This window comes from Kitasatospora sp. NPDC059817 (genome assembly GCF_042731835.1).
In the GTDB taxonomy this organism is placed as follows: domain Bacteria; phylum Actinomycetota; class Actinomycetes; order Streptomycetales; family Streptomycetaceae; genus Kitasatospora.
Genome location: NZ_JBHWIR010000115.1, coordinates 1 through 25,174, shown reverse-complemented (window position 1 = coordinate 25,174; position 25,174 = coordinate 1). Strand labels below are relative to the sequence as shown.

The following is a 25,174-nucleotide window of genomic DNA, read 5'->3' as shown; positions in this document are numbered from 1 at the left end:
TGTTGTTTTTTTTAACACCCCACCGCCTCCGCCCGTCCCGCCCTCTTCTCCCCCTCCACCTCCGGGCCCCCCCCCCGGCGGCCGCCCCCCCGCCCCCCCCCGCCGCGCGGGCGGCCGAAGCGGGGGGAACTCCCAGGTCAGGTCAGGTTCTTGGCATTCTTGTCGGCGCTCTCGACGGCTTCGGGGGCTGCCTCCGCGTCCGCCTTTTCGTCCGCGGACTGGGACAGTTCGGCGGTCTCACCGGCCCCGGCGACCTTCTCGGACGGCGCGGGCTTCCCGGCGGCCTTCTCCGCCGAGGAGGCCTTGCCCGCCTTCTCGGCCTTGCCGGACTTCTCGGACCCCGCAGCCTTGCCGGACTTCTCGGACGCCGCCGCCTTGTCGGACGGGCCCTGCGCCTCGCCCTCCTCGTCGGCCAGCGGGTCGATGCTCGCCGGGTCCTCCCGACCGGGCCGCTTCTTGCCGACGACCACCAGGTAGACCACGGCGCCGATGAACACCACGATCGACGTCCAGTCGTTCAGCCGCAGGCCGAAGTAGACGTGCGCCTCGTCGATCCGCAGCCACTCGGTCCAGAACCGGCCCACCGTGTACGCGGCCACGTACAGCGCGAAGGCCCGGCCGTGCCCCAGCTTGAAGCGGCGGTCGGCCCAGATGACCAGCAGCGCGACCCCGACGCACCAGATCGACTCGTACAGGAAGGTCGGGTGGTAGACGCCCTTGACGACCTCGCCGCCCGGCAGCTTCTTGTCGATCTCCAGGCCCCACGGCAGCGTGGTCGGCCGGCCGTACAGCTCCTGGTTGAAGTAGTTGCCCCAGCGGCCCATCGCCTGCGCGAGCGCGATGCCCGGCGCGATGGCGTCCGCGTACGCGGGCAGCGGCACGCCCCGGCGGCGGCAGCCGATCCAGGCCCCGACCGCGCCGAGCGCGACGGCGCCCCAGATGCCGAGGCCGCCCTCCCAGATCTTGAAGGCGTTCCAGGGGTTCTTGCCGGCCCCGAAGTACAGCTGGTGGTCGGTGATCACGTGGTACAGCCGGCCGCCGACCAGGCCGAAGGGCACGGCCCAGACGGCGATGTCGCCGACCGTGTGCTTGGCACCGCCCCGGGCGACCCAGCGCTTGCTGCCGAGCCAGACGGCTACGACGACACCGAGGATGATGCAGAAGGCGTAGGCGCGCAGCGGGATCGGTCCGAGGTGCAGGACGCCCCGCGACGGGCTGGGAATGTAGGCGATATCCATGGCGGTTCCGACGCTACAGGGTCTGCGGCCCCTGCTGGGCACCCCCGGGGTCACAGATACCGAACAACGGGCACCGGGAACGGCGCCGCCGCCCCCTCCGGACGGGGAGGAGGCGGCGGCGGTCACCCGGCGGTGGGCGGGGCTCAGCCCGCGGTCGGCGACGGGTTGTTGGCCTCCGAGGCGGTGCTGGTGGGCGCCGGGGTCTGCCCGTTGGAGCCCGCGGTGCCCAGCTGCTTGCCCTGGTTGGCGGCGTCGACCCACTTCACCAGGTTCGCCGGGGTGATCTCCTCGGCGCCGTTCTTGGGGTAGACCGGCTGGCCGTTGAGCAGCACGGTCGGGGTGGACTTGTAGCTGGACTTGTCGAAGTCCTGCTGCACGGATGACACCCATCCGCCGTACTTGTTGTCGTTGACGCAGGCCTCGAAAGCGGGCGTGTCGAGGCCGTTGACCTGCTTGGCGAGGTTGATCAGGACGGCCTTGTCGCCGAAGGCGTCGCTGGTCTCGTCCGGCTGGTTGCGGTACAGCACGTCGTGGAAGTCCCGGAAGTGCCCGGCGTCCTGGGCGCAGGCCAGCGCGTTGGCGCCGGCCTTGGAGCCCTTGCCCGGGACGGCCCGGTCGATGAACGACACGATGTGGTAGTTGGTGTAGATCTTGCCGGCGTCTTCCAACTGGTCGACGGTCGAGGAGAACTCGCGCTCGAAGATCCCGCAGGCCGGGCAGCGCGGGTCCTCGTAGACGGTGAGGACGGCCGGGGCGTTGGCCGAGCCGGCCGGGATGACCAGGTTCTTGTCGCCGATCGTCCCGGCGGGGGCGGCGACCGGGGTCTCCGGCTTGGAGCGCTGGTTCTGCACCACGACGCCGGTGACCACGGCGGCGGCGATCACCACGAGCACCGCGCCGCCCACCAACAGCTTCTTCCTGCGCTTGGACGTGGCCTCGTCGGCCGCCCGCTGCTCCAGCATCCGCTCGCGGGCGGTGCGCTTGCCTTCTCGGTTCTTCTCGCTCATTGCCTTGACATCCACAATCGGGGAGGGCCTTCGTGGGGTGGGGTGGGGGTGCGGCGGGGGCCGGCCGGTCAGCTCGCCAGCCAGCCGTCCGCCGAGAGCCTGGTGCGGGGCCGCCACAGCAGCCACCCGGCCAGCAGGAGGAACCCGGTGTCGCGCAGGATCTCCTGGAGGTACTCGGTCTGCGAGGCGTCGACGTGCCCGCCGCCGCCGAAGCAGCCGCAGTCGATCGAGATGCCGCGAGCCCAGGCGGCGGCGATCCCGGCGATGAAGGTGAGCAGCAGCAGTGCGGAGACGCCGGCGACGATCCGGACGCCGAGGCCGATCACCAGCAGCAGGGCGAGCGCCAGCTCCAGGAAGGGCAGGGCGTAGCCGACCGGCTTGACCAGGCCCTCGGGCAGGATCTCGTAGGCGCGGACGGCCTGGGCGGCCTCCGCCGGGTCGGCGATCTTGGCCAGGCCGGCCCAGCCCCAGACCACCGCGAGGCCGAGCCGGACGACGGTGCCCAGCCACGGACTCCAGGCCGGCACCGGCCGCCGGGCGGGCGGCGCGGGCGCCGGGTCACCGGGCTGCGCTGCCGGGCCGGCCATCAGGGAACCCCCCTCGGGAAACTCGTTCACTTCCTGATGAACCGTAAGGGATGAAGGGCGGTTCCTCCATATTCAGGAATTAAGCCGGATGGGTGACGTCTGGTGATGGTGTGTCCGAATCCGGCGAACGTCCGTTCAAGGGCGGACGGCCGGGCGGGTGGCCGCGTGGACGGCCGTGGTCGATCAGGTCCGCACGGCCCTCAGGAGCGGCAGCCGGGCGGACGGCCGGGGTCGAACAGGTCGGCGCGGCCCTCGTGGTGCGGGTGGGCGGCCCGTTCGGCGGCGTTCCAGCGGGCCGCCTCGGCGCAGGCGTACGCGTCCCGCACGGCCCGCTCTGCACCGCGCCTGGCCAGCGCCTGTCCCACCTCGGTGTGCGCGCCGACGGCGGCGCCGAGCGCCAGCGCGGCGGCGGCCGCCCGCAGCAGAACGGCCCGATGGAGACCCGGCACCGGCTCACTCCTTCGCTCGCTCGGCAACCCCCGTGCACCTCGTTCGTGCACTCGTCCCTCCACTCAACGCCGGTCAACCCCGGCTGATGCGTGTGCCCGTCGCTGTTCACCCGTTCGGGGCCGCGCGAGCGCCGCCGCCCGGCGAGCCGGGCGCACGCAAACGCGACGGCCCGCCGCCCACGAAGGGCGACGGGCCGTCAGGACGTACGGGTCAGCGCCGGCGGACGCCCGCCGCCAGCTCGCCGGCCAGGGCGCGCACCGCGTCCAGCGCGGCCGCCTCGTCGTCACCGGCCTCCAGGATCCGCTTCACGAACGCGGAGCCCACGATCACGCCGTCGGCGAAGCCCGCCACCTCCGCGGCCTGCGCGGGGGTGGAGACGCCGAGGCCGACGCAGACCGGCAGGTCGGTGGTGGCCCGGGTGCGGGCGACCAGGTCCTCGGCGAGCGAGCCGACCTGGGCGCGGGTCCCGGTCACGCCCATCACGGCGGCCGCGTAGACGAAGCCGCTGCCGGCCGCGGTGACCTCGGCCAGGCGCGGGTCCTTGCTGCTGGGGGCGACCACGAACACGGTGTCGAGCCCGTGCTCGTCCGCCGCCTTGCGCCACTCCTCGGACTCCTCCACCGGCAGGTCCGGCAGGATGCAGCCGGCGCCGCCCGCGGCGGCGAGGTCGGCGGCGAAGCGCGCGGTGCCGTAGCGGTCGACCGGGTTCCAGTACGTCATCACCAGCACCGCCGCCTCGGGGTGCGCGGTGGCGACCTCCTGGACGGTGCGCAGCACGTCCTTGATCCGCACGCCGCCGCGCAGCGCGATGTCGTCGGCGGTCTGGATGACGGCGCCGTCCAGGACCGGGTCGGAGTGCGGCAGGCCGACCTCGACGATGTCGCAGCCGCCCTCGATCAGCGCGTTGATCGCCCGGATGCCGCCGTCGACGGTCGGGAAGCCGCCCGGCAGGTAGCCGATCAGCGCGGCGCGGTCCTCGGCCTTGGCGGCCGCCAGGATGCCACTGAGCTTCGATGCCATGGTCACTTACCCCCGTGGGCCGCGTCGTGGGCCGAGCCGCCGGCCGGCTCGTCGTACAGGCCGAAGTACTCGGCCGCGGTGTGCATGTCCTTGTCGCCGCGCCCGGAGAGCGAGACCAGGATGGTGGCCTCGGGCCCGAGCTCGCGGCCCAGCTCCAGGGCGCCGGCCAGCGCGTGGGCGCTCTCGATGGCCGGGATGATGCCCTCGGTGCGGGACAGCATCCGCAGCGCCTGCATGGCGGCGTCGTCGGTGACGGGGCGGTACTCGGCCCGTCCGGTGTCCTTCAGCCAGGCGTGCTCCGGGCCGACGCCCGGGTAGTCGAGGCCGGCGGAGATGGAGTGCGACTCGATGGTCTGGCCGTCCTCGTCCTGGAGGACGTAGGTGCGCGAGCCGTGCAGCACGCCGGGGTCGCCCTTGGTGAGGGTGGCGGCGTGCTTGGGGGTGTCGGCGCCCTCGCCGGCGGCCTCGCAGCCGATCAGGCGCACGCCGGCGTCGGGGATGAACTCGTGGAAGATGCCCATCGCATTGGAGCCGCCGCCGACGCAGGCGACGACGGCGTCGGGCAGCCGCCCGGTGCGGTCGAGCACCTGCTGGCGGGCCTCGATGCCGATGACCCGGTGGAAGTCGCGGACCATCATCGGGAAGGGGTGCGGGCCGGCCACGGTGCCGAACAGGTAGTGGGTGGAGTCCACGTTGGCGACCCAGTCGCGGAACGCCTCGTTGATGGCGTCCTTGAGGGTGCGGCTGCCGGAGGTGACGGACACCACCTCGGCGCCGAGCATCCGCATCCGGGCGACGTTCAGCGCCTGGCGCTGGGTGTCGACCTCGCCCATGTAGATGGTGCAGTCGAAGCCGAACAGGGCGCAGGCGGTGGCGGTGGCCACGCCGTGCTGGCCGGCGCCGGTCTCGGCGATGATCCGGGTCTTGCCCATCCGCCGGGTGAGCAGGGCCTGGCCCAGCACGTTGTTGATCTTGTGCGAGCCGGTGTGGTTCAGGTCCTCGCGCTTGAGCAGGACGCGCGCGCCGCCCGCCTCGGCGGAGAAGCGGTGCACGTCGGTCAGCGGGCTCGGGCGGCCGGTGTAGTCCTTGAGCAGGCCGTCGAGTTCGGCGGCGAAGGCCGGGTCGGCCTTGGCCTTCTCGTACTCCTCGGCGACCTGCTCGACCGCGGCGACCAGCGCCTCGGGGATGAAGCGGCCGCCGTAGGCACCGAAGTAGCCTCGGGCGTCCGGCACCTGGGCGCCGGGCAGGTAGTCCTTCGCGGACTTGTCGGACATGGTGGAGTCCTTTGGAAGATGACGACAGGGACGTCTCGTGGCTGGGCTCAGCCGGATGTCCGTCGCCATCGGCGGCCCGGCACCTGCCCGGGCTCGCAGCCGATCACATAGCGCACCCGCCGCCCCAGCACCCGGCGTGCGGGCGCGCGGCAGCCGCGCGGGCGGCAACCGGGGGCGAGGCGGGTGGCGATCTTCATGTCGGCGGGTCAGTCCTTGTGCCGGACGGCGGGGTGGGCGCCGGCCGCGACCAGGTCGGCGACCGCGGCGCGCGGGTCCTTGCCGGTCACCAGGGACTCGCCGACCAGGACGGCGTCGGCGCCCAGGTTGGCGTAGGAGATCACGTCCAGCGGGCCGCGCACGCCGGACTCGGCGATCTTGACGACGCTGTCCGGGATGGCGTGGACGACGTTGCCGAAGGTGTTGCGGTCCACCTCAAGGGTCTTGAGGTTGCGGGCGTTGACGCCGATGATCCGCGCCCCGGCGTCCACCGCGCGCTTGATCTCCTCCTCGTCGTGCACCTCGACCAGCGGGGTGAGGCCGATCGACTCGGCCCGCTCGATCAGCGACACCAGGGCCGACTGGTCCAGGGCGGCGACGATCAGCAGCGCGAGGTCGGCGCCGTGCGCGCGGGCCTCCCACAGCTGGTAGGCGGTGACGATGAAGTCCTTGCGCAGCAACGGGGTGTCCACCGCCGCGCGGACGGCGTCCAGGTCGGCCAGCGAGCCGCCGAAGCGGCGCTGCTCGGTGAGCACGCTGATCGCGGCGGCGCCGCCGGCCGCGTAGTCGCTCGCCAGGGCGGCCGGGTCGGCGATCGCGGCCAGGGCTCCCTTGGACGGGCTGGAGCGCTTCACCTCGCAGATCACCCGGACCCCGTCGCCCTTGAGCGCGGCGACGCCGTCCTTCGCCTCGGGGGCCTTGGCGGCGAGTTCCTTCAGCTGGTCCAGGGAGACCCGGGCCTGCCGTTCGGCGAGGTCCTCGCGGACCCCCTCGATGATCGTGTCGAGCACACTCATGCGCACACCTCGCTTCGCTCAGCAGGCGCTGCGCGCAACACGCACCTGTCAATGGTTCGCTCGCTCACGCGAAGTGCCCCCAACATTTCTGTTCGTTCGCCGGCGACGAGCCGTCCGGGCGGTGGCCCGGCGGCACTTCGATGGTATCGGCACCCGGGGGCGCGGGGCGCATCCGCCCGGTGTGCGTCTCGCGTGCCGGACGCCCCCCTGAGCAGCCCCCAACTGCGGTTTCACCGGTTCCCCGGCGGTGCCCGAACGCGCGGTGCGGACCAAGTGGACCGATGTACGGGCCCCGGTGTGGACCGGTGCGCGAGCCTGCGCGGCTCGCTACCCGTCGGCGTGGGCGATCAAACCAGCAGGGGCGCCAGCCCCGCCCCGACGGGCAGGTTGCGCACCACCGTGAACACCAGCAGCAGCAGGAGGATCAGCACCCAGCGCCGGGCCCCGACCGGGGGCCTGGGCCGCAGCCCGGCGCCGGTCAGCGCGGCCCAGGCCCAGCGCAGCCACAGCAGCGCCAGGACGCCGAACAGCAGGACGGCCGCGGCGTTGTCGTGCAGCGCGCCGGTGAAGTCCCCGTGGGCCAGCGCGTGGACGCAGCGCAGCCCCCCGCAGCCGGGGCACCACCAGCCGGTGGCGGCCAGGAAGGGGCAGTCGGGGTAGTGCCCGGGGGTGTTCGGGTCCACCGCGGCGACGTAGACGGCGGGGACGGCCACCGCCGCCAGCGCGGCCAGCGGCGGGCCGAGCCGGCGCAGGACGGGCGGCAGGGCGGAGGTGGTGGAGGCGGAGGTCACGCCCCGATTCTGCCCGTGCCGGGCCCGGACAGAACGAAACGGCGGGCGTGGCGCGCCCGCCGTTCGGTACTGCTACAAGTCGGTACTGCTACGAGTCGTACTCCTGCGAGTCGTACTGCTGCGAGGAGTCCGTCGTCAGGCGGCGACGGCGGCCCGGGCCGCGCGCTGCTCCTCGTGCGAGGTGTACACGTTGGCGCTCGGCTGCTGGCCCATGCCCGCCATCGACATCGCCTTGCCGACCACGCCGCCGGCCAGGATGACCGCGATGCCGGCCCAGACCAGCATCACCGACGGGAGGATCATCGCGACCCCCGCGATCCCGAAACCGATGAACGTGATGGTCACGCCGGTCCAGGCGGCGGTGGTGTGACCGTGTGCTGCTGCTGCCATCTGAGTGGTGCTCCTAGCCTCTCGGGGCCCGGCCGGGCCTGCGGGGCCGCCGGCGGGTTGACGGGTTCCATTGTGCCGGGCCACACACCGGCGACCCAAAGCGGGTGGCGGGTCTATCGCGTCACACCGCCGCCGGGGCCCGTTGAGGGCTGCTGAGACCTACTGAGGCGAAAGCCCGGGCCCGCTCGGGCCCGGAGCTCAAGACCGGCGCTCAGACCGTGGTCGGGTCCTCGCCCCGGTCCAGCGCCTTCCACAGGTCGGCCGGGGTCTCGCTCTTCGCCGGGGCCTTGCGGGTGGGCGCCTCGTAGCGGCTGCCCATGGCCGGCCAGCTCCGGCCGTAGCGGAGGGTGAGCAGCCCGGCGACGGCCAGCAGCAGCCCGCCGGCCAGCGCCACCCAGGGCCAGCCGGTGTGGCCGACCTCGGTGGCCGCCGACCCGGACAGCGCCAGCTTGCGGGCCGCCTCGGCGTCCAGCGCGGCGGTGTCCCCGGCGCCCGCGGCCGAGGCGGCTGCCGCGCCGAGGCCCGCCAGCAGGGTCAGCGCGCCGACCGCGAGCCGGCCCGCGCCGCGCACCGCGAACACCGCGACGGCCGCCGCCAGCCCCACCAGGGCCAGCCCGCCCGGGAGTTCGGAGATCGCGCCGCCGGAGACGGACACCGCCAGGGTGCCGGCCCGGCCCTCGGCCCAGACCCGGCCGACGGCGGTCAGCACCAGCACGGCGCTCAGCACGGTCAGCAGGAGCATCACGCCGAGCGTCCGGCGGCCCGCCGCGGGGGCCGGCGGGGCGGGTACGGGGGTCTGGTCAGGTGCGCTCACCCGTCCACTATCCCCCGCCCGGCGTCCGGCCCCGCACCCGGGGTGGGCGGCCCGGCCGGGAACTCGTCCGTCCGCAGCACCAGCGTCCGCCCGGCGAGCGGCAGGAACAGGTCGTTGCCGAACGGCACCCGCTCCGCCTCCCGGTACCCGCCGTCGGCGGACGGCGCGGTGTGCACGGTGCAGGCCGCCGCCGCCGGATCGACCACCACGTACAGCGGGATCCCGCTGCGCGCGTACGCCAGCGCCGCCTCGGCGAGGTGCGGCCGGGCCACCTCCAGGACGGCCTCGACGTCGCGCCCGGCGTACCGGCCCCGGCCGTCGGGCTCCGTCCCCGGGGCGGTCACCGTCAGGTCGGGGATCAGGTCGGGGGCCCCGGCCGGGACGTCGGTCACGGCGCCGGACAGCACCCGGCCGTGCCCGCCCAGCTGGTCCTCGATCTGGGCGGCCGCATCGAGCACGACCACCCGCCGCAGTTCGTCGGGCGACACCTCGGACATCCCGGCCGCCTCCCTCGACGACTCACGACACTGACGACTTACAGCTCACGGCTCACGACTTACGACTTACGACAGTTCCGGCGTCCGCAGCGTATTGGCGGTGGCGACGGCCCGCAGCACGGCGGCCGCCTTGTTGCGGCACTCGGTGTCCTCCCCGTGCGGGTCGGAGTCCGCGACCACGCCCGCGCCGGCCTGCACGAAGGCGGTGCCGTCGCGCAGCACGGCGGTGCGGATCGCGATCGCGGTGTCGGAGTCCCCGGCGAAGTCCAGGTAGCCGACGCAGCCGCCGTACAGGCCTCGGCGGGTGGGCTCCAGCTCCTCGATGATCCGCATCGCGCGGGGCTTGGGCGCGCCGGACAGGGTGCCGGCCGGGAAGCAGGCGGTCAGCACGTCGAAGGCGGTCCGCCCGGGCGCCACCCGGCCGGTGACGGTGGAGACGATGTGCATCACGTGGCTGTAACGCTCGATGTGCATGAAGTCGACCACCTCCACGCTGCCCGGCTCGCAGACCCGGCCGAGGTCGTTGCGGCCCAGGTCGACCAGCATCAGGTGCTCGGCCCGCTCCTTGGGGTCGGCGAGCAGTTCGGCAGCCAGCGCCGCGTCCTCGTGCGGGGTGGCGCCGCGGTGCCTCGTCCCGGCGATCGGGTGCACCATCGCCTCGCCGGCGGTCACCTTGACCAGCGCCTCCGGGCTGGAGCCGACCACGTCGAAGCCGCCCTCGGCGGTGCCGTCCGACCCCGGGAAGCGGAACAGGTACATGTACGGGCTGGGGTTGGTGGTGCGCAGCACGCGGTAGACGTCCAGCGCCGAGGCCGGGCAGGGCGCCTCGAAGCGCTGCGAGGGGACGACCTGGAAGGCCTCGCCGGCCCGGATCCGCTCCTTCACCACCTCCACCGCCGCCCGGTACGGCGCGCCGCCGAACGGGGAGCGGGCCTCGCCCGGCCCGGCCGGGGTGAAGGTGGCCAGGCCCGGGTCGACCGGCTTGAGCAGGTCGGCCTCCATGGCGTCCAGCCGGGCCACCGCGTCCGCGTAGGCCTCGTCCACGCCGCTGGCCAGGTCGTTGTGGTTGACGGCGTTGGCGATCAGCAGCACCGTGCCGTCGACGTGGTCGAGCACGGCGAGGTCGGTGGCGAGCATCATGGTCAGCTCGGGCAGCCGCAGGTCGTCCGGGTTGAGGTCGGGCAGCTTCTCCAGGCGGCGGACGACGTCGTAGCCCAGGTAGCCGACCAGGCCGCCGGTGAGCGGCGGCAGGCCGTCGTCGTCGCGGCGCGGGGTGTGCAGCGCCTCCAGCGCGGCGCGCAGCACCTGCAAGGGGTCACCGCCGGTCGGGATGCCGACCGGCGGGGTGCCCAGCCAGCGGGCCTCGCCGTCCTCCCCGACGGTGAGGACGGCGGCGCTGCGGACGCCGACGAAGGAGTAGCGCGACCAGCTGCGGCCCTGCTCGGCGGACTCCAGCAGGAAGGTGCCGGGCCGCTCCTCGGCGAGGCTGCGGTACAGGCCGATCGGGGTGAGACCGTCCGCGAGGAGCCTGCGGGTGACCGGGATGACCCGGGTGTCGACGGCGAGCTTGCGGAAGGCTTCGAGATCCATGGCGAGCGGCACCTTCTGGAGATCCGGTAGGAGGAGCAGGAGGAGGGGTCAGGCGAGCGGGAGCACGTCGGCGTCGAAGCAGGTGCGGTCGCCGGTGTGACAGGCGGCACCGGTCTGGTCGACCTTCACCAGCAGGGTGTCGCCGTCGCAGTCCAGCGCCACCGACTTGACCGCCTGGGCGTGGCCGGAGGTGTCGCCCTTCACCCAGTACTCGCGGCGGCTGCGGCTCCAGTAGGTGCAGCGGCCGGTGGTGAGCGTGCGGTGCAGCGCCTCGTCGTCCATCCAGCCCAGCATCAGCACCTCGCCGGTGTCGTACTGCTGCGCGATCGCCGGGAGCAGGCCGTCCTCGGTGCGCTTGAGGCGCGCGGCGATCTCGGGGGCCAGGGCGGTGGTGCCGGGGGTGGCGGGTGTGGTGGACATGGGGCCATTGTTGCAGTCCGGCCCGCAGCCCCGGATGCGCCGTGCGCCCTGTGCCGTGCGCCTTGTGCGGTGGGCCCTACGCGGTGCACTGACTACCTCCGGGCTGGATCCGTGCGGCCGGGGAGCCTATCCCGCCCCACCCTGAACCTCGCCGTAAAGGGGCGATTTCGGCCAACCGCCTGCCGGGCGGGCCCCGCGTGGGCCATCCTCATGGCCATGACCTCCGAGCAGCAGCCGCCCGCAGCCGCCGACCCCCGCCCGTCCCGGGGCCTGGTCCTCGCCGTCGTGGCCGTCCTGGCCGTGCTGCTCGCGGTGGTGGCCACCGTCCTGCTCTGGCCGGAGGAGCGCAAGCCCGCCGCCTCGCCACCCCCGCCCACCCCCACGGCCACCCCGACCCCGACACCCACCCCCACGCCGACACCCACCCCCACGCCGACACCCACCCCGACCAAGGCCCCGCCGTACGCCTTCTTCCCGGTCGGCGCCTGCTTCGACCACCCGCAGCTCAGCCCGGTGATCACCAAGGCCGAGGAGCGCCCCTGCACCGGCGAGCACGACGGCCAGGTGATCGCCGACCTGAAACTGGCCGACGGCCTGACCGGCGAGATCCCGATCTCGCTCGCCATGCGCGAGGGCTGCAAGGAGGCCGAGGCCGCCGCCAAGGCCCGCCAGAACGACGGGAAGACGTACTACGGCCGCCAGTTCGGCCCCGCCCAGGCCAACTACCAGCAGGGCTGGCGGGACTACACCTGCACCCTGACGGCCTCCAACAAGCAGGGCGGCCCCAAGCTCACCGGCAACCTGCACTGACAGCCTCTATCGTGGCGCCATGTCGAACCACGCCCTCGCCGAACGCCACCGCCTCGCCGCACTCCTGGCCGCCGCCGGGCCGGACGCCCCCACCCTCTGCGCCGGGTGGACCACCCGCGACCTCGCCGCCCACCTGGTGATCCGGGAACGCCGCGCCGACGCGGCGGCTGGCATCCGGGTCGGCGCCCTCGCCGACTGGACCCACCGGGTGCAGTCCGCGTACGCCGAGCGCCCGTACGAGGAACTGCTGAAGCTCTTCCGCTCCGGCCCGCCGGTGTTCTCCCTGTTCGCCCTGCCCGGCGCCGACGAGGCCGCGAATACCGTCGAGTACTACGTGCACGCCGAGGACGTCCTGCGGGCCGCCGACGACTGGACGCCCTCCCCGGTGCCCGCCGGCCGCGCCGAAGCCCTGTGGCGCCGCCTGCCGCTGCTGGCCCGCCTGGAAGCCGGCCGCCGCTCCCCCGTCCGCCTGACCCTGCGCCGCCCCGACGGCCAGTCCCTCACCGTCGGCCCCGCCGGCTCCCCCACCGTCCAACTCACCGGCGAACCAGGCGACCTGGTCCTCTTCACCTACGGCCGCGGCACCCACACCACCCTCACCACAGACGGCTCCCCCGACGCCCTCGAAGCCCTCCGCCACGTCCTCCCCCTACCCGCGCGGTAAAAGAGAGAAAAATGAAGCGGGGGGGGGGCGCCGCACCGCGCGGGGCGGGCGCGCGCCCCCCCCCCCGCGGGCGCCCGGGGGGGGCCCCGGCCGCCCCCGGGGGGCGCCCCCCGAGCCGGGGCTCGGCCCGTGGGTGATGCTCGGCACGACCTTCAAGGGGCTGACCGACCGGACGCTCGTTTGGCAGACCGCCGAGTTGCTCGCCCGGGAGACCGGGCGGGACGCCCGGACGGTGCTGGTCCGGCCGGAACTGGTCGTCGGGGTCGCCTTCGACGGCCTCCGGCGCAGCCCCCGCCACCCCACCGGGCTGGCCCTGCGGTTCGCCCGGGTGGTGCGCTACCGGCCGGACAAGAGCGCCGCCGAGGCCGACACGGTGGCCTCCGTACGGGAGTTGGCCACCTCCGAAGGGCGTGTGAGGCCGTCCGCGCGGCCGGGTCCGCCGACCCGTCCGGCGAAGTACCGCGGACTGAAACGCATAGCGCCGCAATGGGGGTTCACATACAGGGGCCGAATCAGCCATTCTCGATCCGGCCACCGTACCCCTCCGTGAACGGACCAGCGATGGCTAGGTTGACCGTGACAACGAGAGGCGGCCGCCGGGCAGTCGGCGCCGCCCTGGCGAAAGGTGCCCGACATGCAGGTGAGCGTCGACCGGGACCGTTGCTGCAGCTCCGGCATGTGCGTGATGAACGCCCCCGCGGTCTTCGACCAGGACGACCGGGACAGTCTCGTGATGCTCCGTCAGACCGTCGTGCTGCCCGAGCAGTTCGACGACGTCAGACTCGCCTCCGAGCTCTGCCCGGGCCGGGCGATCACCGTCACCGGGGACGAGCCCGCGCGGACCGGGGCCTGACGGACCCCCGCCGCCGGCCCCGCAGGCCGCCGGGAACCTTCCCGGGCCCCGAACCCCACGAGAACACCCGCGACGTGAGGAGACCCCCGCCTTGACCACCGCACCCACCACCCCCGTCCTCCCACTGCCGGCCCGGCACTCCGGCGGCTGCCCCTTCGGCCCGCCGCCCGCGTACCCCGAGGCCGCCGCCACCGGGCCGGTGACCAGGGCCGAGCTGCCCGACGGCGACCTCTGCTGGCTGGTCACCGGCTTCGCCGAGGTCCGCACCGTGCTGTCCGACCGCCGGTTCAGTGCCGACATACGCCACCCGTCCTTCCCGCTGCTGGTCGCCGGCGCTCGCGAGCTGATCACCGACAATCCGGACTTCCTGCGGCTCGACGACCCCGAGCACGCCCGCCAGCGCCGCATGCTCACCGGGGAATTCCTGGTCAAGCGGGTGGAGGCGCTGCGCCCGGAGATCCAGCTGATCGTGGACGAGGCACTGGACCGGATGACCGCGGGCCGGACCACGGCCGACCTGGTCACCGACTTCGCGCTGCCGGTGCCCTCGCTGGTGATCTGCCTGCTGCTCGGCGTGCCGTACGAGGACCACGACCGCTTCCAGAACCTGAGCCGCACGATGCTCAGCCAGGAGAGCACCGTGGAGCAGCTCCGGGAGGCCCAGGAGGAAATCCTGCACTACCTGCGCGACCTGACGGCCCGCAAGCGCGCACAGCCGCAGGACGACGTCCTCAGCCGACTCGCGGCGCGGGACGACCTGACCTCGGACGACGCGGCCGCCATGAGCGTGCTGCTGCTGGTCGCCGGGCACGAGACGACCGCGAACATGATCGCGCTGTCGACCGCGCTGCTGCTGGAGCACCCCGAGCAGATCCCCGGCCTGGCCGACCCGGCCACCCTGCCGGGCGCGGTGGAGGAGCTGTTGCGGCTGCTGACCATCGTGCACACCGGCCTGCCCCGGGTGGCGCTGGAGGACGTGGAGCTGGGCGGCGTCACCGTCCGGGCCGGGGAGGGCGTGATGGCGATGCTCTCCACCGCCAACCGGGACGAGGCGGTGTTCGGCGGCGCCGGCCATCGGGCGACGGACGAGCTGGACCTGTACCGGGACGCCCGGCGGCAGCTGGCGTTCGGCTTCGGCGTGCACCAGTGCCTGGGCCAGCCGCTGGCCCGCGCCGAACTCCAGATCGCCCTGGAGACGCTGTTCCGCCGGCTGCCGGGGCTGCGGCTGGCCGGCGAGCGCGAGTTCCGTACCGAGTCGTTCATCTACGGGATGCGGTCACTGCCCGTGACCTGGTGAGCGGGGCCCGATGGAGAACTCTCACCGGGCACCCGCCGCGTGAGCCTTTGCGCAGGCGGGCGGCCTGACCGTCCGCCTTCTCCGGGATCGTGCGCCGGATGCCGCGCCTGCGCAGGTAGGCGCGGCACGGGCCGTTGCTGTAGGCCTTGTCGGCGGCCACGCTGTCGGGCGTCTTCCGGGGCCTGCCCGGCCCTGTCCGCGGGACACGGATCTTCTCCGGTACCGGCTCGAACTGCGTGCAGTCCGCCCGCTGCCCCGGCGTGACGACCAGGGACAGCGGGCGGCACCGGCCGTCCGCCCCTTTGAGGCCACCGCTGGGACCACAGCGCGGTCAGCGCGTCCAGTGCTTCGCGATCCACTCCGAGCCCTCTCCCCAGTCGTCCACCCTCATGCCCGACGACGGCTCCCCGCCCGACGAGGGCCGCCCCGACCGATGGTCGGGAAACGGGTCGTGCCGAGCGGCCCGACGCCGTACCGTGGTCCGGTCGACGATCTTGGGGCAGCGACCCCACGAGGACCAGAGGACGGGGCTGGACACCATGCAGCAGTACCAGGGCTGGGCCGACGAACGGTTCGGCGCCGTGGCGGACGTCTTCGCCCGGAACTTCGCCGAGTTCCCCGAACTCGGCTCCGCCGTCACGGTGTTCGCCGGCGGCCGCAAGGTCGTCGAGCTGTGGGGCGGGACGGCCGACGAACGCACCGGCCGGGCCTGGACGCAGGACACCGTCGTCCCGGTCTTCTCCTGCGCCAAGGGCCCCGTGAGCATCAGCACCCACCTGCTCGCCCAGCAGGGCCGCCTCGACCTCGACGCGCCGATCGCCCGCTACTGGCCCGAGTTCGCCCGCCACGGCAAGCAGGACATCACCACCCGCATGATCCTCGGCCACCGCGCGGGCATCCCGGCCCTGGACGCGGCGCTCTCCTTCGAGGAGATCGCCGCCTGGGCTCCCGTCGTCCGCGCGATCGAGGAGCAGGAGCCGCTCTGGGAGCCCGGCACGGCCTACGAGTACCACGGCCACGTCCTGGGCTTCGCGGTCGGCGAGGTGATCCGCCGGACCACCGGGCTCACGCCGGGCGCGTTCCTCCGCAAGGAGATCGCCGAGCCGCTCGGCCTGCCGGTCTGGATCGGCCTGCCGGAGAGCGAACTCCCGCGCCTGGCCCGGCTGGTGGAGGCGGAGGGCCGCCGCCCGATGCCCGGCCCGGAGCACTTGCTGACCCGGATCGTGACGATGAACGGCGCCCTGGTCTTCCCCGGCCTGGACGTGCCGCACGGCTGGAACGACCCTGCCCTGCACGCGATCGAGCTGCCCGGCGCGGGCGCGGTCGCCTCCGCCACCGGGCTGGCGGGGCTGTACGCGGCGGCCGCGACCGGCCTGGACGGCGGCCCGCGCCTGCTCTCGCACGAGACCGTCACCGACGCGGTGCGCGAAGTCTCCTCCGGTGCGGGCTTCCTGGGCTTCGACATGGGCGCCCGCTGGGGTTCCGGCCTGCTGCTCGACTCCCCCGCCTTCCGCCCGCTGCTGGGCGAGCGCAGCTTCGGCAACGACGGCGCGGGCGGCCAGTTCGCCTTCGGGGACGACGAGTTCGGCGTCGGCTTCGGCTACGTCGCCAACCGGATGATCGGCCACGGCGACGCCCGCGCCAACCGGCTGATCGAGGCGGTGCGCGGGTGCCTGGGGTGACGGACTTCCTCGCGCGGCTCACCGCGCTGGCGGCCACCGGCGGCCTGGACGGCCCGGACGGGCTGCGCTACAACGCCTCGCTGCCCGAACTCGCCGCCCACTACGGCGACCCCTGGGACGGCGGGCGGATCCACCGCGAGTCCCGCTGGCCGCACGGCTTCAGCTGGGGCGACGTGCAGACGGTGTTCTGCCGCTGCCGCCGGCTCCAGTCGCTGTCCCTGCCCGTGTGGCACGGCGAACTCGAACTCCCGCTGGCCGGCGGCGGGTTGATGACGCTCGACACGCACGTCGCCGAGTCGGCCCTGATCGCCGCGCTGACCGCCGCCGGCTGCCGCTGGGAGACCGTGACGTACGAGAACGTCCCCGACCAGCGCACCCTGGAGGTGGCGGTGGCCGAGGAGGTCCGGGTGGCGTTCGTCCTCACCGACCGCGACGGCCACGCGGACCGCGAGGGCGGTGACGCGCCGCCGCCCGAGGACTGGCTGCTGAACAAGGCCCTGCTGTGGGGCTACGACCACACCGACTGCCCCGAGCCGGACCGCACCCTCCCGGACGACGGCTGGGGCGCCTCGCCCAACTGACGTGCACGCCCGGCCCGTTGCGCTCGACCCGCTGCGACCGGCCCGTTGCACTCGGCCCGCTGCGACCGGCCCGTTGCACTCGGCCCGCTGCGCCCCCGCGCGCAACGGGCCGGGCGCGCCCCCGAAGTGGGCGCACCCCCGGAGCGGGGGCTCACGCCAGGGCGCGCGGCAGCACCACCCGCACCCACTCCTCCGGCTGCGACAGGTGCGGTGCGTGGCCGGCACCGGGGTACAGGTGCCGTTCCACCTTCGCCAGGGTGAGGTCGATGATGTCCAGCACCTCGCCGTACATCGGCGGGCTGTTGTCACTCTGCGTGAGCAGGGCCGGTTCCGTGAAGCGGGCCAGCGCGGTCAGGTCGAGGTCCAGGGCGTCCGGGTCCCGCAGCTCGTCCAGGTAGGTCGGCGCGTTGCGCACGTACGTGTGCCGCACCGGCGCGGGCAGCTGCGCCCAGGCCCCCGGCCCGAAGGTGACCGTCTCCACGAACAGCTCCGCCGCCGCGGCCGACTCGGCCTGCTCCAGCAGTTCCCGGACGGCGGCGATCCGGTCGGCGAGCGCGGTGGCGACCGGCCGCAACTCGGGGTCGGCGAGCAGGATGCCGGCGCCGGGCGGCTCGTGCACGGCGATCCCCCGCAGCAGGTCGGGCCGGGCGGCGGCGAGCCGCAGCGTGATCAGCGAACCGTACGAGTTCCCGCAGACGAACGCCGGCGCGAGTCCGAGCCCGTCGATCAGTCCGGCCAGGTCGGCCGCGTCCTCGTAGACCGAACCCTGGGTGAGCGGGTCCTCACTGCGGCTGTGGCCCCGCCGGTCGTAGGCGACGACGGTGGTCGACTCGGCCAGGCCCGGCATCACGCGGGCCCAGCTGTCGGCGTCGCTCCACGAGCCGTGCACCAGGACGACGCCGGGCCCCTCGCCACGGGCCTCGTAGTGCAGCGACACCCCGTTCACCCTGATCTCGGCCATCATGAGCCTCCCGATCTCGGCGGTGCTCCCCCACCAGCCTGACACAGCCGCTCGGGGCGGCACCCCCGGGCCGCCGCCGTGACCGAGCGTGACGAACAGCGGGCGGCCAAGGGCTCCGGAAGGGCTCGGCTCAGGCCCCGCAGCCCCCGCAGGCCCCGCAGGCTCAGCCCATGCCCCGGGCCGGCGGCTCGTCCCGCGTGCCGTCCTCCGCCACCACCGTGAACCGGCCGGGCCCGGAGACCGACAGGTCCACCGGGTGGACGGACTTCGAGTCGTTGACGTCCAGTTCACTGCTCTTCCGCCCGGTCGCGGCGTCGACCCGGGTCAGCTTGTCCCGGGTCAGCGCCCACACCGACGCGCCGTCCACCAGCAGCCCCGTCACCTGGTCGTCCAGCCCGGACGTCCAGCGCTTCCCGCCGTCGGCGAGCGAATAGGCGACCAGGCGCCCGGTGGCGATGCGGCTGGGGTTCTTCCCCCCGCTGATCCGGACGTCGTCCGGCTTCTCGCCGGGGACGATCAGCTGGTCGCCGACGACCACCCCGCCGAACAGCGGACGGGCGGCGAACGCGTCGTAGGCGTGGGCACCGCCCAGCATGACGTCGAGGTCGTACTCGTCCCCCGCGACCGGGATCGACGCCCGCTGCCGCCCCGCCCCGTCGAAGCTGAGGACGGCGTGCGTCCCGCGCTCGCCCTGCGCGTCGACCCAGACCGCGAGGGGCTCCGTGGAGACCACCGCGACGTCCTTCAGCCCGCCGGTGACCGGCAGGGCGACCCGGGTCCGCTCCTGCCCGTCCGCCGGGGCCAGCGACCGCAGCACCGGCGCGGCGTCGCCGCACTGCGCGACCGTCACCACCTCCGCCGCCCCGCCCGCCACCTGCAACGGCGCGCAGCCGGCGTCCGCGTCGCCGCGCCAGGAAGCGCGCCCGTCGGCCAGGTGCACCGCGCGCCAGCCGGTCCGCTCCTGGAGGACGGCCTCGTCCCCGGCGACGGCGAGCAGATCGGGCGCCGCCGTGTCCCCGACGCGGCCGGGCGCGTCCGCCGCGGCGGTCCAGGCGGCCGTGCCGTTGGCGAGGTTGAGCGCAGTCACCGCCGCGCACGGCCGGTCGTGCGGGGAGTGGCCGAGCAGTCCGAGGCCGTGGCCCGTCCCGCGGCTCATGGCGCAGACGGAGTCCTCGCCCGGCGGCGTCCACCGCCACGCGACCTGCCCGGTGGCGCCGCGGTAGGCCACCACCTGGTCGGGCCGGACCCGCACCACCACGTCCCCGCTGGTCCAGCTGCCGACGGCGCGGATCGACGACGGCCGGTCCAGCGGCGCCTCCCAGGCGTCGTTGAGGCCGGTCCCGGCGAAGGAGACGAACACGGCGAGCCCGAACAGGATCCCGACGGCGACCGCGGGGAAGCCGCGCCGGGGGTGGAGCAGCGCCCACAGCAGGCCGGCCCCGCAGGGCATCAGGCCGAGGATGCTGACGATGCCCATGAAGTCGAGGCTCTCGCCGCCGTACCCCTGGGACGGCCCGATCAGCACGGCCAGGCCCATGCTCGCGAACATGGCCCCCAGCACCCCGCCGGAGACCACCATCCAGGCCTCCTTGTCCATCGCGAACCCGCCCCTGGCGAGGCGGACGGACCTGCGGGCCCACCCGGTCCCGGCGGCACTGTCCACGGGCCCCTCGGCCATGTCGGTCACTCCCCCGTCAAGCGCCGCCCACCGCATGAGCGACGATCATCGGATGATCGCAGAGCCTCGCTGGATCCTGAACAAAGACAACGGAAAACTCCCGGCCCCACCGACGGACGGTAGGTTGGCCCGGGGGCCGGGGCGCGGCACCGGGGCACGAAAGGGGCGGGGATGCAGCCGGGCGACGTACTCGACGGGCGGTACGAGCTGGTCGAGCAGATCGGCGAGGGCGCCTTCGGCGCGGTCTGGAAGGCCCGCGACGCGCGGATCCAACGGCTCGTCGCCGTCAAGGTGATGCTCCCCGGCAGCAACAACACCCCCAAGGACGCGGCCCGGTTCGTCCGCGAGGTGGCCACCGCCGGCGCGCTCAACCACCCGTCCATCGTCACCGTGCACGACTTCGGCCAACACGACGAGGCCGGCCGGCCGTTCTACTTCCTGGTCATGGAACTGCTCGACGGCGCCCCGCTCAGCCGCCACCTCGGCGACGGGCCGCTGCCCCTGCGCCAGGCCCTCACCTGGGCCGTCCAGATCTCCCAGGCCCTCGCCACCGCCCACCGGGCCGGCGTCGTCCACCGGGACGTCAAACCGGCCAACGTGATGATCCAGTCCTCCGGCGAGGTCAAGGTCGTCGACTTCGGCATCGCCCGGGTCGGCACCGCCGACGACGGCATCACCAGCACCAACGTCATCGTCGGCACCCCCGCCTACATGGCCCCCGAACGCTTCGACAGCCGCGGCCTCGACGCCCGCTCCGACCTCTACGCCTTCGGCTGCCTCCTGTACGAACTCCTCACCGGCCGCACGCCGTTCCGCGGCACCCTCTACGAACTCATCCGCCAGCACGGCGAGGTCCACCCCGCCGCCCCCGGCACCCTGCGACCCGGCCTGCCCGCCGACGTCGACACCCTCGTCCTCGAACTGCTCGCCAAGGACCCCGACCGGCGGCCGCCACACGCCGACCAGGTCGCCCAACGCCTGCTCCACCTCGCCGAGCAGGCCGAACAGCCTCCGGCCGGCTACCACGCCACCGTCCGGGACGTCCCCGCCGCCGAGGAGGACCCGTACGTCCTCGCCCGCCGACGGGAGGCGGACGCGCTGTTCCAGCACACCCGCGACCAGGCCGCCCAGGTCGCGCTGCAGTTCGAGACCAGCATCGCCCAGCGGCGCCGCCAGCTCGACCAGGACCTCGCCGACCAGCGGGCCCACGCCGAGGCCCGGGCGCAACAGATCGTCACCGACGCCCAGCAACGCGGCGAGGAGCTCGAACGGGAGGCCGCCGCCCGGGCGGCCGCCAGCCTCAAGCAGCTCACCGAGGCCGAACAGCGCACCGACCTGCTGCGCCGGCAGACCGACAAGCTGCGCAACGACGCCGAGAGCCTGCGCCGCACGGTCGACAACGCCCGCCGCCAGGCCTCCGACTTCCTCGCCGACGCGGCCGCCAAGGCCGGCCTCGGCCCGGCCACCGAACCCCGCCGCTCGATCGCCCCGCCGGCCGGCACGCAAACCGGCTCCCAGAGCGGCGCGCAAACCGGCTCGCAGCGCCGGAAGCTCCCGAGCATGCAGGACCTGCTCTCCGGCCGGAGCCGCTCCACCGGCGGCGGAGACCAGCCGGGCCGCCCCTCCTGACCTCGCCCCGACGCCCCGCCCCGACGCCCCGCCCCAACGCCTCGTACCCGGAGGCGAGTCGGCCCGCCAGGCCCAGTCCACGCGGGCCCCGCCCCCGCGCCACCGGCTGGGCCCTGCGGCCCCTGCTCACGCACCGCGACCCGCCCACGGAACCGTAGAATCCGCAGGTAGACACCAGGGAAGGATTTCGCGTGTTCCAGGCGCAGCGGCCGCGCACCGCACAACTGACCCCACGACTCGGCGACGACGGGACGGGGCGGGTCGAAGCCGTCGCCCTGCTGCTGCCCGGCGGGTTCCTGCGCAGCCGGCGCGGACCGCTGAAGGTCGCCGAACTGGGCCTGCGCCGCCTCACCGCCGAACTCGCCGACCGCGGCCGCCCGCACGGCCTCGCCGTCCACCTGCTGCGCTACCGCTACAGCGGCTGGAACGGCACCGACGCCGACACCGCCGTCGACACCCGCTGGGCCCTCGACGAACTCGCCCGCCGCTACGGCGACGTACCCGTCGTCCTCATCGGCAACTCCCTCGGCGGGCGCGCCGCCTTCTGGTGCGCCGGGCACCCGAACGTCGTCGGCGTCGCCGGCATCGCGCCCTGGCTGCCCAGCGGCGACCCCGTCGACCACCTCGCCGGCCGGCGCGTCCTGATCGTCCACGGCACCGGCGACCACAGCGCCGCCAACGCCAACCAGTCCCTCGAATACGCCCTGCGGGCCCGCCCGGTCGTCCCCGACCTCGCCCGCTACGAAGCCCCCGGCGCCAACCACTACCTCATCCGGCAGACCGCCGACATCAGCGCCCTCACCACGGACTTCACCCTCGACACCCTCAAGGCCGAACCGGCCCCGCTCGCCTCCGGCACCGTCTGCACCCGCCTGCCCACCCGGCGCGCCTAGGCGAAACCCCGGAACCCGCGGTCGACCAGCGGGACCCGGCCACCGGGATCCGACCAGCGGCACGAAATCGGGTTGGCGGTCGACCGCCCGCCTTGCCTATGGTCGGGGGATGACCACTCGAACCTTCCGCATCATGGTGCGCGGCGTCTTCGACGGCCTCAGCGCCGAGCAGCACGCCGAACTCCTCGCCCGCGCGCCCGAACACGACGTGCTGCGCGCGGCCTTCACCCGCGAGGGACACCTCAGCTACGACCTCGGCGCGCGGGCCGCCTTCACCTTCCGCTTCCTCGACTCGGGCGAGGCGGAGGAGGACATCCTGGCGGCCGCCGAGCGGGCCGAGCAGGCGGCGCGGGCCTGGCTGGCCGAGCGCGGCTACGGCTACAAGAACCTGCGCTCCCAGGCCGAGGACCTCTCGCAGGCACCGCTCGGCAAGCGGCAGCGCCGCGCCGCCAACGCCGGCTAGCCCCCTCCCCCTCCCGCTACCTCCTTGACGGCTCACCGCACCGGTATGCTTGAGTAGTCAAGGAGGTAGCAATGACAGACCCGCACGCCAACCCGCACACGAACCCACCGGCCGACCCGCAGGCCAACCCACAGGCCGACCCACACCCGGGCACCCGACCCGACCCGCTGGACACCGCCCTGCGGCTGGTCCGCGCCCAGGCCGCCGTGGCCAAGCGCTTCGACGCGGGCCTCAGCCGCCTGCACGGCGTGAGCCTGTCCGACTTCACCCTGCTGCTCCACCTCGGCCACGCCCCCGGCGGCCGGATGCGCCGGGTCGACCTCGCCGAGGCCCTCGGCGTCACCGCCTCGGGCGTCACCCGCGGACTGGCGCCGCTGGAGCGGATCGGTCTGGTGAGCCGGGAGGCGGCGGCCCGCGACGCCCGGGTCGCCTACGCGGCCCTGACGCCGACCGGCCGCGAACGACTCGCCGAGATGCTGTACACGGCCCGGAAGGTCGCGGCCGAGCTCTTCGCCGCCGACCAGTGGAGCCCCGACGACCTCGACCGCCTCGCCGTCCTGCTCACCCGCCTCGGCGGTACCGCCCCCGACCCGCGGCCGGGGGCGGCCACAGCCCGCGACTAGCGGACTGTTGAACCGTCGGACTGTCGAACCGTCCGACTACGAAACTGCTAGATCCCGAACGGCGCCGCGTACCGCACCGTCCCGGACGGCAACGGGTGCCGCTCCGGGTCCAGGGCGAGAGCCATCAGCGCCTCGCCCCGGCCCGGCGCCTAGGCTGAGCCCTGCACCCCGGCACCGCCGCACCACCGCGAAGGGCAGCAACCCCATGACCCACACCCCCGGGCAGCAGCCCGGCCAGGAGCCCGCCCCCGACCTGACCGTCGACGGCACCGGCCTGCTCTGCGTCCAACTGCTGCTGCGCCTGCGCGCCCGGATCGCCGACCTGCCGGCCGGCGCGGTGGTGCACATCCACACCACCGACCCCGCCGCCCCCCTCGACCTGCCCGCCTGGTGCCACCTGACCGGCCACGACTACCTCGGCCCCGTCCCGCACCCGGCCACCGACCGCGAGGTGTACGCCCTGCGCCTCACCGCCGCAGCCCGCCCGACCCGCGCCGACCGCCCCTGGCACCCCGCGCCGGACCCGGCCACCGACTGACCACCCCCAGCCCGAAATCCCCACGCGCCCCCGCCGGCCGCCCCGCCCGGCTCCCTTCGGCGGTCCGGTGTGCCACGATGGGGAGAGCCGAACGGCCAAGCCTCACAAGGAGGTTGACCACCATGGATCCGATCCTCAGCTGCCACTGGCACGACCAGGACGGCGAGTGGGCACTGTCCGTCAGCCGCAACGGCGGCGGCTGGGAACTACTCGCCGCCGCGCCCCGCTGGTCCGAGTCGCTCCCGTTCGCCGGGCCGGAGGACGTCCGCCGGCTCGCCCAGGCACTGCTGGACCTGCCGTCCGATCCGGAGCCGTACGAGTTCGAATGGCAGCTCTCCCGGACGGAGTTCGAGCGCACCGAGAACGAGCGCACCCACTTCGCGACGCTCGCCGTCGGGCTGGACCCCACCGACGGCCACCGCCCCTACCTCGCCTACCAGTCGTACTACCACCGGGGGCAGGCGAGCGGGCTCGGCCTGGAGGTGATCTGCGAGGACCCCCCGGTCGACCGCCTCCGCGCCCAGGCCCACGCCCTCCTCACCGACCTCCCCGGCCCCCCGCCCGCCCGGCCGCAGCCCCCCTCACCCGGCTGAGCGCACCGCCCCCCACCGGGTCGCGGGATCACGGGATCACGGGATCACCGGATCAGCGGATCACGCCGTCCGCCGCAGCAGCGCCAGGTACATCGCGTCCGTCCCGTGCAGGTGCGGCCAGAGCTGCACGTCCGGCCCGTCCCCGAGCGCGGGGACGCCGGGCAGCAGCGGGCGCGCGTCGATCCACTCGACCCGGCCGCCCTCGGCCCGCAGCACGTCGTCCACGACGGCCCGGGTCTCCGCGAGGTGCGGCGAGCAGGTCGCGTACCCGACGACTCCGCCGACCCGGGTGGCGTCGATCGCCGAGCGCAGCAGGTCCCGCTGGAGCGGGCCGAAGGCCGCGACGTCGGCGGGGCGGCGGCGCCAGCGCGCCTCGGGGCGGCGGCGCAGGGCGCCCAGGCCGGAGCACGGCACGTCGACCAGCACCCGGTCGAAGCCGCCGGAGCGCCAGGCCGGGCGGGTGCCGTCCGCGGTGATCACCGTGTACGGGCCGGGGTTGCCCTCCAGCGCCCGGGCGACCAGCCGCGCGCGGTGCGGCTGCTTCTCGCTCGCGACCAGCCCGGCGCCGCGTTCGGCGGCCAGCGCCGCGAGCAGCGCGGCCTTGCCGCCGGGGCCGGCGCAGCCGTCCAGCCAGAGCCGGTCCGGTCCGTCCAGCGGGGCGTTGGCCAGGGCGAGGGCGACCAGCTGGCTGCCTTCGTCCTGGACGCCCGCCCGGTTGTCCCGGACGGCCTCCAGCGAGCCCGGGTCGCCGCCTTCGGCGAGCCGCAGCGCGAACGGGGACCAGCGGCCGGGCTCGGCCTCGGGCCGCGCGGCGGCGA

General features: G+C 74.5%; 30 protein-coding genes and 2 pseudogenes. 13 read left to right on the top strand and 19 right to left on the bottom strand.

Annotated elements, in window-relative coordinates:
* Positions 1–137: 137 nt before the first annotated feature.
* From lgt to hisI, 14 genes are all read right to left on the bottom strand, one after another.
* Positions 138–1,238, bottom strand: coding sequence for a prolipoprotein diacylglyceryl transferase (lgt, locus tag ACFV61_RS23275; RefSeq protein ID WP_380493675.1), 1,101 nt, complete (start codon positions 1,236–1,238; stop codon positions 138–140).
* A 143-nt stretch (positions 1,239–1,381) separates the two neighbouring features.
* Entirely contained in the window at positions 1,382–2,245 is an 864-nt protein-coding gene (locus tag ACFV61_RS23270) for a thioredoxin domain-containing protein (protein ID WP_063347163.1), read from the bottom strand.
* 68 nt (positions 2,246–2,313) lie between these two features.
* Positions 2,314–2,832, bottom strand: coding sequence for a MauE/DoxX family redox-associated membrane protein (locus tag ACFV61_RS23265; protein ID WP_079135521.1), 519 nt, complete (start codon positions 2,830–2,832; stop codon positions 2,314–2,316).
* A gap of 200 nt (positions 2,833–3,032) precedes the next feature.
* Complete coding sequence (locus ACFV61_RS23260) at positions 3,033–3,281, bottom strand: hypothetical protein (RefSeq protein ID WP_380428827.1); 249 nt, start codon at positions 3,279–3,281, stop codon at positions 3,033–3,035.
* Positions 3,282–3,492: 211 nt separating this feature from the next.
* Positions 3,493–4,302: a tryptophan synthase subunit alpha gene (gene trpA, locus ACFV61_RS23255; RefSeq protein WP_063347165.1), complete on the bottom strand. Its 810-nt coding sequence runs from the start codon at positions 4,300–4,302 to the stop codon at positions 3,493–3,495.
* Positions 4,303–4,304: 2 nt separating this feature from the next.
* A complete protein-coding gene (trpB, locus tag ACFV61_RS23250; protein WP_380493673.1) occupies positions 4,305–5,576 on the bottom strand; it encodes a tryptophan synthase subunit beta in 1,272 nt (423 codons plus the stop codon).
* A 47-nt stretch (positions 5,577–5,623) separates the two neighbouring features.
* Positions 5,624–5,773, bottom strand: coding sequence for a tryptophan biosynthesis modulator TrpM (gene trpM / locus ACFV61_RS23245; RefSeq protein ID WP_167745855.1), 150 nt, complete (start codon positions 5,771–5,773; stop codon positions 5,624–5,626).
* Between the two features lie 9 nt (positions 5,774–5,782).
* A complete protein-coding gene (gene trpC / locus ACFV61_RS23240; protein ID WP_063347167.1) occupies positions 5,783–6,589 on the bottom strand; it encodes an indole-3-glycerol phosphate synthase TrpC in 807 nt (268 codons plus the stop codon).
* Positions 6,590–6,936: 347 nt separating this feature from the next.
* The gene (locus tag ACFV61_RS23235; protein ID WP_380493671.1) at positions 6,937–7,380 is read right to left on the bottom strand and encodes a DUF2752 domain-containing protein; all 444 of its coding nucleotides are present in this window, start codon (positions 7,378–7,380) and stop codon (positions 6,937–6,939) included.
* 135 nt (positions 7,381–7,515) lie between these two features.
* Positions 7,516–7,770, bottom strand: coding sequence for an HGxxPAAW family protein (locus tag ACFV61_RS23230; protein WP_380334098.1), 255 nt, complete (start codon positions 7,768–7,770; stop codon positions 7,516–7,518).
* A gap of 211 nt (positions 7,771–7,981) precedes the next feature.
* Positions 7,982–8,584 carry a TIGR02234 family membrane protein gene (locus ACFV61_RS23225; protein ID WP_063347170.1) on the bottom strand — a complete coding sequence of 201 codons (603 nt, stop codon included), beginning with the start codon at positions 8,582–8,584 and terminating at the stop codon, positions 7,982–7,984.
* The gene (locus ACFV61_RS23220; protein ID WP_380493670.1) at positions 8,581–9,081 is read right to left on the bottom strand and encodes a Uma2 family endonuclease; all 501 of its coding nucleotides are present in this window, start codon (positions 9,079–9,081) and stop codon (positions 8,581–8,583) included. The genes ACFV61_RS23225 and ACFV61_RS23220 overlap by 4 nt, the downstream gene beginning before the upstream one ends.
* Before the next feature lie 66 nt (positions 9,082–9,147).
* Positions 9,148–10,671 (bottom strand): anthranilate synthase component I, encoded by a 1,524-nt coding sequence (locus ACFV61_RS23215; protein ID WP_380493668.1) that lies wholly within the window; start codon positions 10,669–10,671, stop codon positions 9,148–9,150.
* 48 nt (positions 10,672–10,719) lie between these two features.
* Complete coding sequence (hisI, locus tag ACFV61_RS23210) at positions 10,720–11,091, bottom strand: phosphoribosyl-AMP cyclohydrolase (RefSeq protein ID WP_063347172.1); 372 nt, start codon at positions 11,089–11,091, stop codon at positions 10,720–10,722.
* A 216-nt stretch (positions 11,092–11,307) separates the two neighbouring features.
* Between hisI and ACFV61_RS23205 the strand changes: the two genes are divergently transcribed.
* The 5 genes from ACFV61_RS23205 to ACFV61_RS23185 all read left to right on the top strand — a co-directional run bounded on the left by ACFV61_RS23205 (position 11,308) and on the right by ACFV61_RS23185 (position 14,715).
* Positions 11,308–11,901 carry a hypothetical protein gene (locus ACFV61_RS23205; protein WP_380428820.1) on the top strand — a complete coding sequence of 198 codons (594 nt, stop codon included), beginning with the start codon at positions 11,308–11,310 and terminating at the stop codon, positions 11,899–11,901.
* A gap of 19 nt (positions 11,902–11,920) precedes the next feature.
* Complete coding sequence (locus ACFV61_RS23200; RefSeq protein ID WP_380334086.1) at positions 11,921–12,565, top strand: TIGR03085 family metal-binding protein; 645 nt, start codon at positions 11,921–11,923, stop codon at positions 12,563–12,565.
* A 136-nt stretch (positions 12,566–12,701) separates the two neighbouring features.
* Positions 12,702–13,115, top strand: coding sequence for a hypothetical protein (locus ACFV61_RS23195; RefSeq protein ID WP_380493666.1), 414 nt, complete (start codon positions 12,702–12,704; stop codon positions 13,113–13,115).
* Positions 13,116–13,199: 84 nt separating this feature from the next.
* Positions 13,200–13,418 carry a ferredoxin gene (locus tag ACFV61_RS23190; RefSeq protein ID WP_363372684.1) on the top strand — a complete coding sequence of 73 codons (219 nt, stop codon included), beginning with the start codon at positions 13,200–13,202 and terminating at the stop codon, positions 13,416–13,418.
* A 91-nt stretch (positions 13,419–13,509) separates the two neighbouring features.
* On the top strand, positions 13,510–14,715 hold the full coding sequence (locus ACFV61_RS23185; RefSeq protein ID WP_380493664.1) for a cytochrome P450: 1,206 nt from the start codon (positions 13,510–13,512) through the stop codon (positions 14,713–14,715).
* On the opposite strand, the gene ACFV61_RS23180 is transcribed toward ACFV61_RS23185, so the two are convergent.
* On the bottom strand, positions 14,678–14,986 hold the full coding sequence (locus tag ACFV61_RS23180; RefSeq protein WP_380493678.1) for a transposase: 309 nt from the start codon (positions 14,984–14,986) through the stop codon (positions 14,678–14,680). The genes ACFV61_RS23185 and ACFV61_RS23180 overlap by 38 nt on opposite strands.
* A gap of 268 nt (positions 14,987–15,254) precedes the next feature.
* Here ACFV61_RS23180 and ACFV61_RS23175 point away from each other — a divergent pair, with 268 nt between their 5' ends.
* Both ACFV61_RS23175 and ACFV61_RS23170 read left to right on the top strand, forming a co-directional pair.
* The gene (locus ACFV61_RS23175; protein ID WP_380493676.1) at positions 15,255–16,397 is read left to right on the top strand and encodes a serine hydrolase domain-containing protein; all 1,143 of its coding nucleotides are present in this window, start codon (positions 15,255–15,257) and stop codon (positions 16,395–16,397) included.
* A complete protein-coding gene (locus tag ACFV61_RS23170; protein WP_380493662.1) occupies positions 16,394–16,978 on the top strand; it encodes a hypothetical protein in 585 nt (194 codons plus the stop codon). Before ACFV61_RS23175 ends, ACFV61_RS23170 begins: the two co-directional genes overlap by 4 nt.
* A 151-nt stretch (positions 16,979–17,129) precedes the next feature.
* Here the strand turns inward: ACFV61_RS23170 and ACFV61_RS23165 are convergent, their stop codons facing one another.
* Both ACFV61_RS23165 and ACFV61_RS23160 read right to left on the bottom strand, forming a co-directional pair.
* Positions 17,130–17,939 carry an alpha/beta fold hydrolase gene (locus tag ACFV61_RS23165; protein ID WP_380493660.1) on the bottom strand — a complete coding sequence of 270 codons (810 nt, stop codon included), beginning with the start codon at positions 17,937–17,939 and terminating at the stop codon, positions 17,130–17,132.
* A 163-nt stretch (positions 17,940–18,102) separates the two neighbouring features.
* Positions 18,103–19,617 (bottom strand): PQQ-binding-like beta-propeller repeat protein, encoded by a 1,515-nt coding sequence (locus ACFV61_RS23160; protein ID WP_380493658.1) that lies wholly within the window; start codon positions 19,615–19,617, stop codon positions 18,103–18,105.
* 171 nt (positions 19,618–19,788) lie between these two features.
* Here ACFV61_RS23160 and ACFV61_RS23155 point away from each other — a divergent pair, with 171 nt between their 5' ends.
* From ACFV61_RS23155 to ACFV61_RS23140, 4 genes are all read left to right on the top strand, one after another.
* Complete coding sequence (locus tag ACFV61_RS23155; protein WP_063346742.1) at positions 19,789–21,246, top strand: serine/threonine-protein kinase; 1,458 nt, start codon at positions 19,789–19,791, stop codon at positions 21,244–21,246.
* Between the two features lie 191 nt (positions 21,247–21,437).
* Positions 21,438–22,139, top strand: coding sequence for an alpha/beta hydrolase (locus ACFV61_RS23150; RefSeq protein WP_380370758.1), 702 nt, complete (start codon positions 21,438–21,440; stop codon positions 22,137–22,139).
* 109 nt (positions 22,140–22,248) lie between these two features.
* Complete coding sequence (locus ACFV61_RS23145) at positions 22,249–22,602, top strand: DUF6204 family protein (protein WP_063346744.1); 354 nt, start codon at positions 22,249–22,251, stop codon at positions 22,600–22,602.
* Between the two features lie 71 nt (positions 22,603–22,673).
* Entirely contained in the window at positions 22,674–23,225 is a 552-nt protein-coding gene (locus ACFV61_RS23140) for a MarR family transcriptional regulator (protein WP_380493657.1), read from the top strand.
* Positions 23,226–23,272: 47 nt separating this feature from the next.
* Here the strand turns inward: ACFV61_RS23140 and ACFV61_RS23135 are convergent.
* A pseudogene (locus ACFV61_RS23135) lies at positions 23,273–23,359 on the bottom strand (GNAT family N-acetyltransferase); the annotation flags it as partial.
* 71 nt (positions 23,360–23,430) lie between these two features.
* Between ACFV61_RS23135 and ACFV61_RS23130 the strand changes: the two are divergent.
* Positions 23,431–23,763, top strand: a complete 333-nt coding sequence (locus tag ACFV61_RS23130; protein ID WP_063346746.1) for a sulfurtransferase TusA family protein — start codon at positions 23,431–23,433, stop codon at positions 23,761–23,763.
* A gap of 122 nt (positions 23,764–23,885) precedes the next feature.
* Positions 23,886–24,356: a hypothetical protein gene (locus tag ACFV61_RS23125; RefSeq protein ID WP_063346747.1), complete on the top strand. Its 471-nt coding sequence runs from the start codon at positions 23,886–23,888 to the stop codon at positions 24,354–24,356.
* Positions 24,357–24,416: 60 nt separating this feature from the next.
* Here ACFV61_RS23125 and ACFV61_RS23120 read toward each other — a convergent pair.
* Positions 24,417–25,174: pseudogene (locus ACFV61_RS23120) on the bottom strand (rRNA cytosine-C5-methyltransferase); the annotation flags it as partial.

What these genes read in the sequence shown, in the direction of transcription:
- lgt (WP_380493675.1), bottom strand. Translation starts at nt 1,238, where the DNA reads ATGGATATCGCCTACATTCCCAGCCCGTCGCGGGGCGTCCTGCACCTC.
- ACFV61_RS23270 (WP_063347163.1), bottom strand. Translation starts at nt 2,245, where the DNA reads ATGAGCGAGAAGAACCGAGAAGGCAAGCGCACCGCCCGCGAGCGGATG.
- ACFV61_RS23265 (WP_079135521.1), bottom strand. Translation starts at nt 2,832, where the DNA reads ATGGCCGGCCCGGCAGCGCAGCCCGGTGACCCGGCGCCCGCGCCGCCC.
- trpA (WP_063347165.1), bottom strand. Translation starts at nt 4,302, where the DNA reads ATGGCATCGAAGCTCAGTGGCATCCTGGCGGCCGCCAAGGCCGAGGAC.
- trpB (WP_380493673.1), bottom strand. Translation starts at nt 5,576, where the DNA reads ATGTCCGACAAGTCCGCGAAGGACTACCTGCCCGGCGCCCAGGTGCCG.
- trpM (WP_167745855.1), bottom strand. Translation starts at nt 5,773, where the DNA reads ATGAAGATCGCCACCCGCCTCGCCCCCGGTTGCCGCCCGCGCGGCTGC.
- trpC (WP_063347167.1), bottom strand. Translation starts at nt 6,589, where the DNA reads ATGAGTGTGCTCGACACGATCATCGAGGGGGTCCGCGAGGACCTCGCC.
- ACFV61_RS23230 (WP_380334098.1), bottom strand. Translation starts at nt 7,770, where the DNA reads ATGGCAGCAGCAGCACACGGTCACACCACCGCCGCCTGGACCGGCGTG.
- ACFV61_RS23220 (WP_380493670.1), bottom strand. Translation starts at nt 9,081, where the DNA reads ATGTCCGAGGTGTCGCCCGACGAACTGCGGCGGGTGGTCGTGCTCGAT.
- ACFV61_RS23215 (WP_380493668.1), bottom strand. Translation starts at nt 10,671, where the DNA reads ATGGATCTCGAAGCCTTCCGCAAGCTCGCCGTCGACACCCGGGTCATC.
- hisI (WP_063347172.1), bottom strand. Translation starts at nt 11,091, where the DNA reads ATGTCCACCACACCCGCCACCCCCGGCACCACCGCCCTGGCCCCCGAG.
- ACFV61_RS23205 (WP_380428820.1), top strand. Translation starts at nt 11,308, where the DNA reads ATGACCTCCGAGCAGCAGCCGCCCGCAGCCGCCGACCCCCGCCCGTCC.
- ACFV61_RS23200 (WP_380334086.1), top strand. Translation starts at nt 11,921, where the DNA reads ATGTCGAACCACGCCCTCGCCGAACGCCACCGCCTCGCCGCACTCCTG.
- ACFV61_RS23195 (WP_380493666.1), top strand. Translation starts at nt 12,702, where the DNA reads ATGCTCGGCACGACCTTCAAGGGGCTGACCGACCGGACGCTCGTTTGG.
- ACFV61_RS23190 (WP_363372684.1), top strand. Translation starts at nt 13,200, where the DNA reads ATGCAGGTGAGCGTCGACCGGGACCGTTGCTGCAGCTCCGGCATGTGC.
- ACFV61_RS23175 (WP_380493676.1), top strand. Translation starts at nt 15,255, where the DNA reads ATGCAGCAGTACCAGGGCTGGGCCGACGAACGGTTCGGCGCCGTGGCG.
- ACFV61_RS23165 (WP_380493660.1), bottom strand. Translation starts at nt 17,939, where the DNA reads ATGGCCGAGATCAGGGTGAACGGGGTGTCGCTGCACTACGAGGCCCGT.
- ACFV61_RS23160 (WP_380493658.1), bottom strand. Translation starts at nt 19,617, where the DNA reads ATGGCCGAGGGGCCCGTGGACAGTGCCGCCGGGACCGGGTGGGCCCGC.
- ACFV61_RS23155 (WP_063346742.1), top strand. Translation starts at nt 19,789, where the DNA reads ATGCAGCCGGGCGACGTACTCGACGGGCGGTACGAGCTGGTCGAGCAG.
- ACFV61_RS23145 (WP_063346744.1), top strand. Translation starts at nt 22,249, where the DNA reads ATGACCACTCGAACCTTCCGCATCATGGTGCGCGGCGTCTTCGACGGC.
- ACFV61_RS23140 (WP_380493657.1), top strand. Translation starts at nt 22,674, where the DNA reads ATGACAGACCCGCACGCCAACCCGCACACGAACCCACCGGCCGACCCG.
- ACFV61_RS23130 (WP_063346746.1), top strand. Translation starts at nt 23,431, where the DNA reads ATGACCCACACCCCCGGGCAGCAGCCCGGCCAGGAGCCCGCCCCCGAC.
- ACFV61_RS23125 (WP_063346747.1), top strand. Translation starts at nt 23,886, where the DNA reads ATGGATCCGATCCTCAGCTGCCACTGGCACGACCAGGACGGCGAGTGG.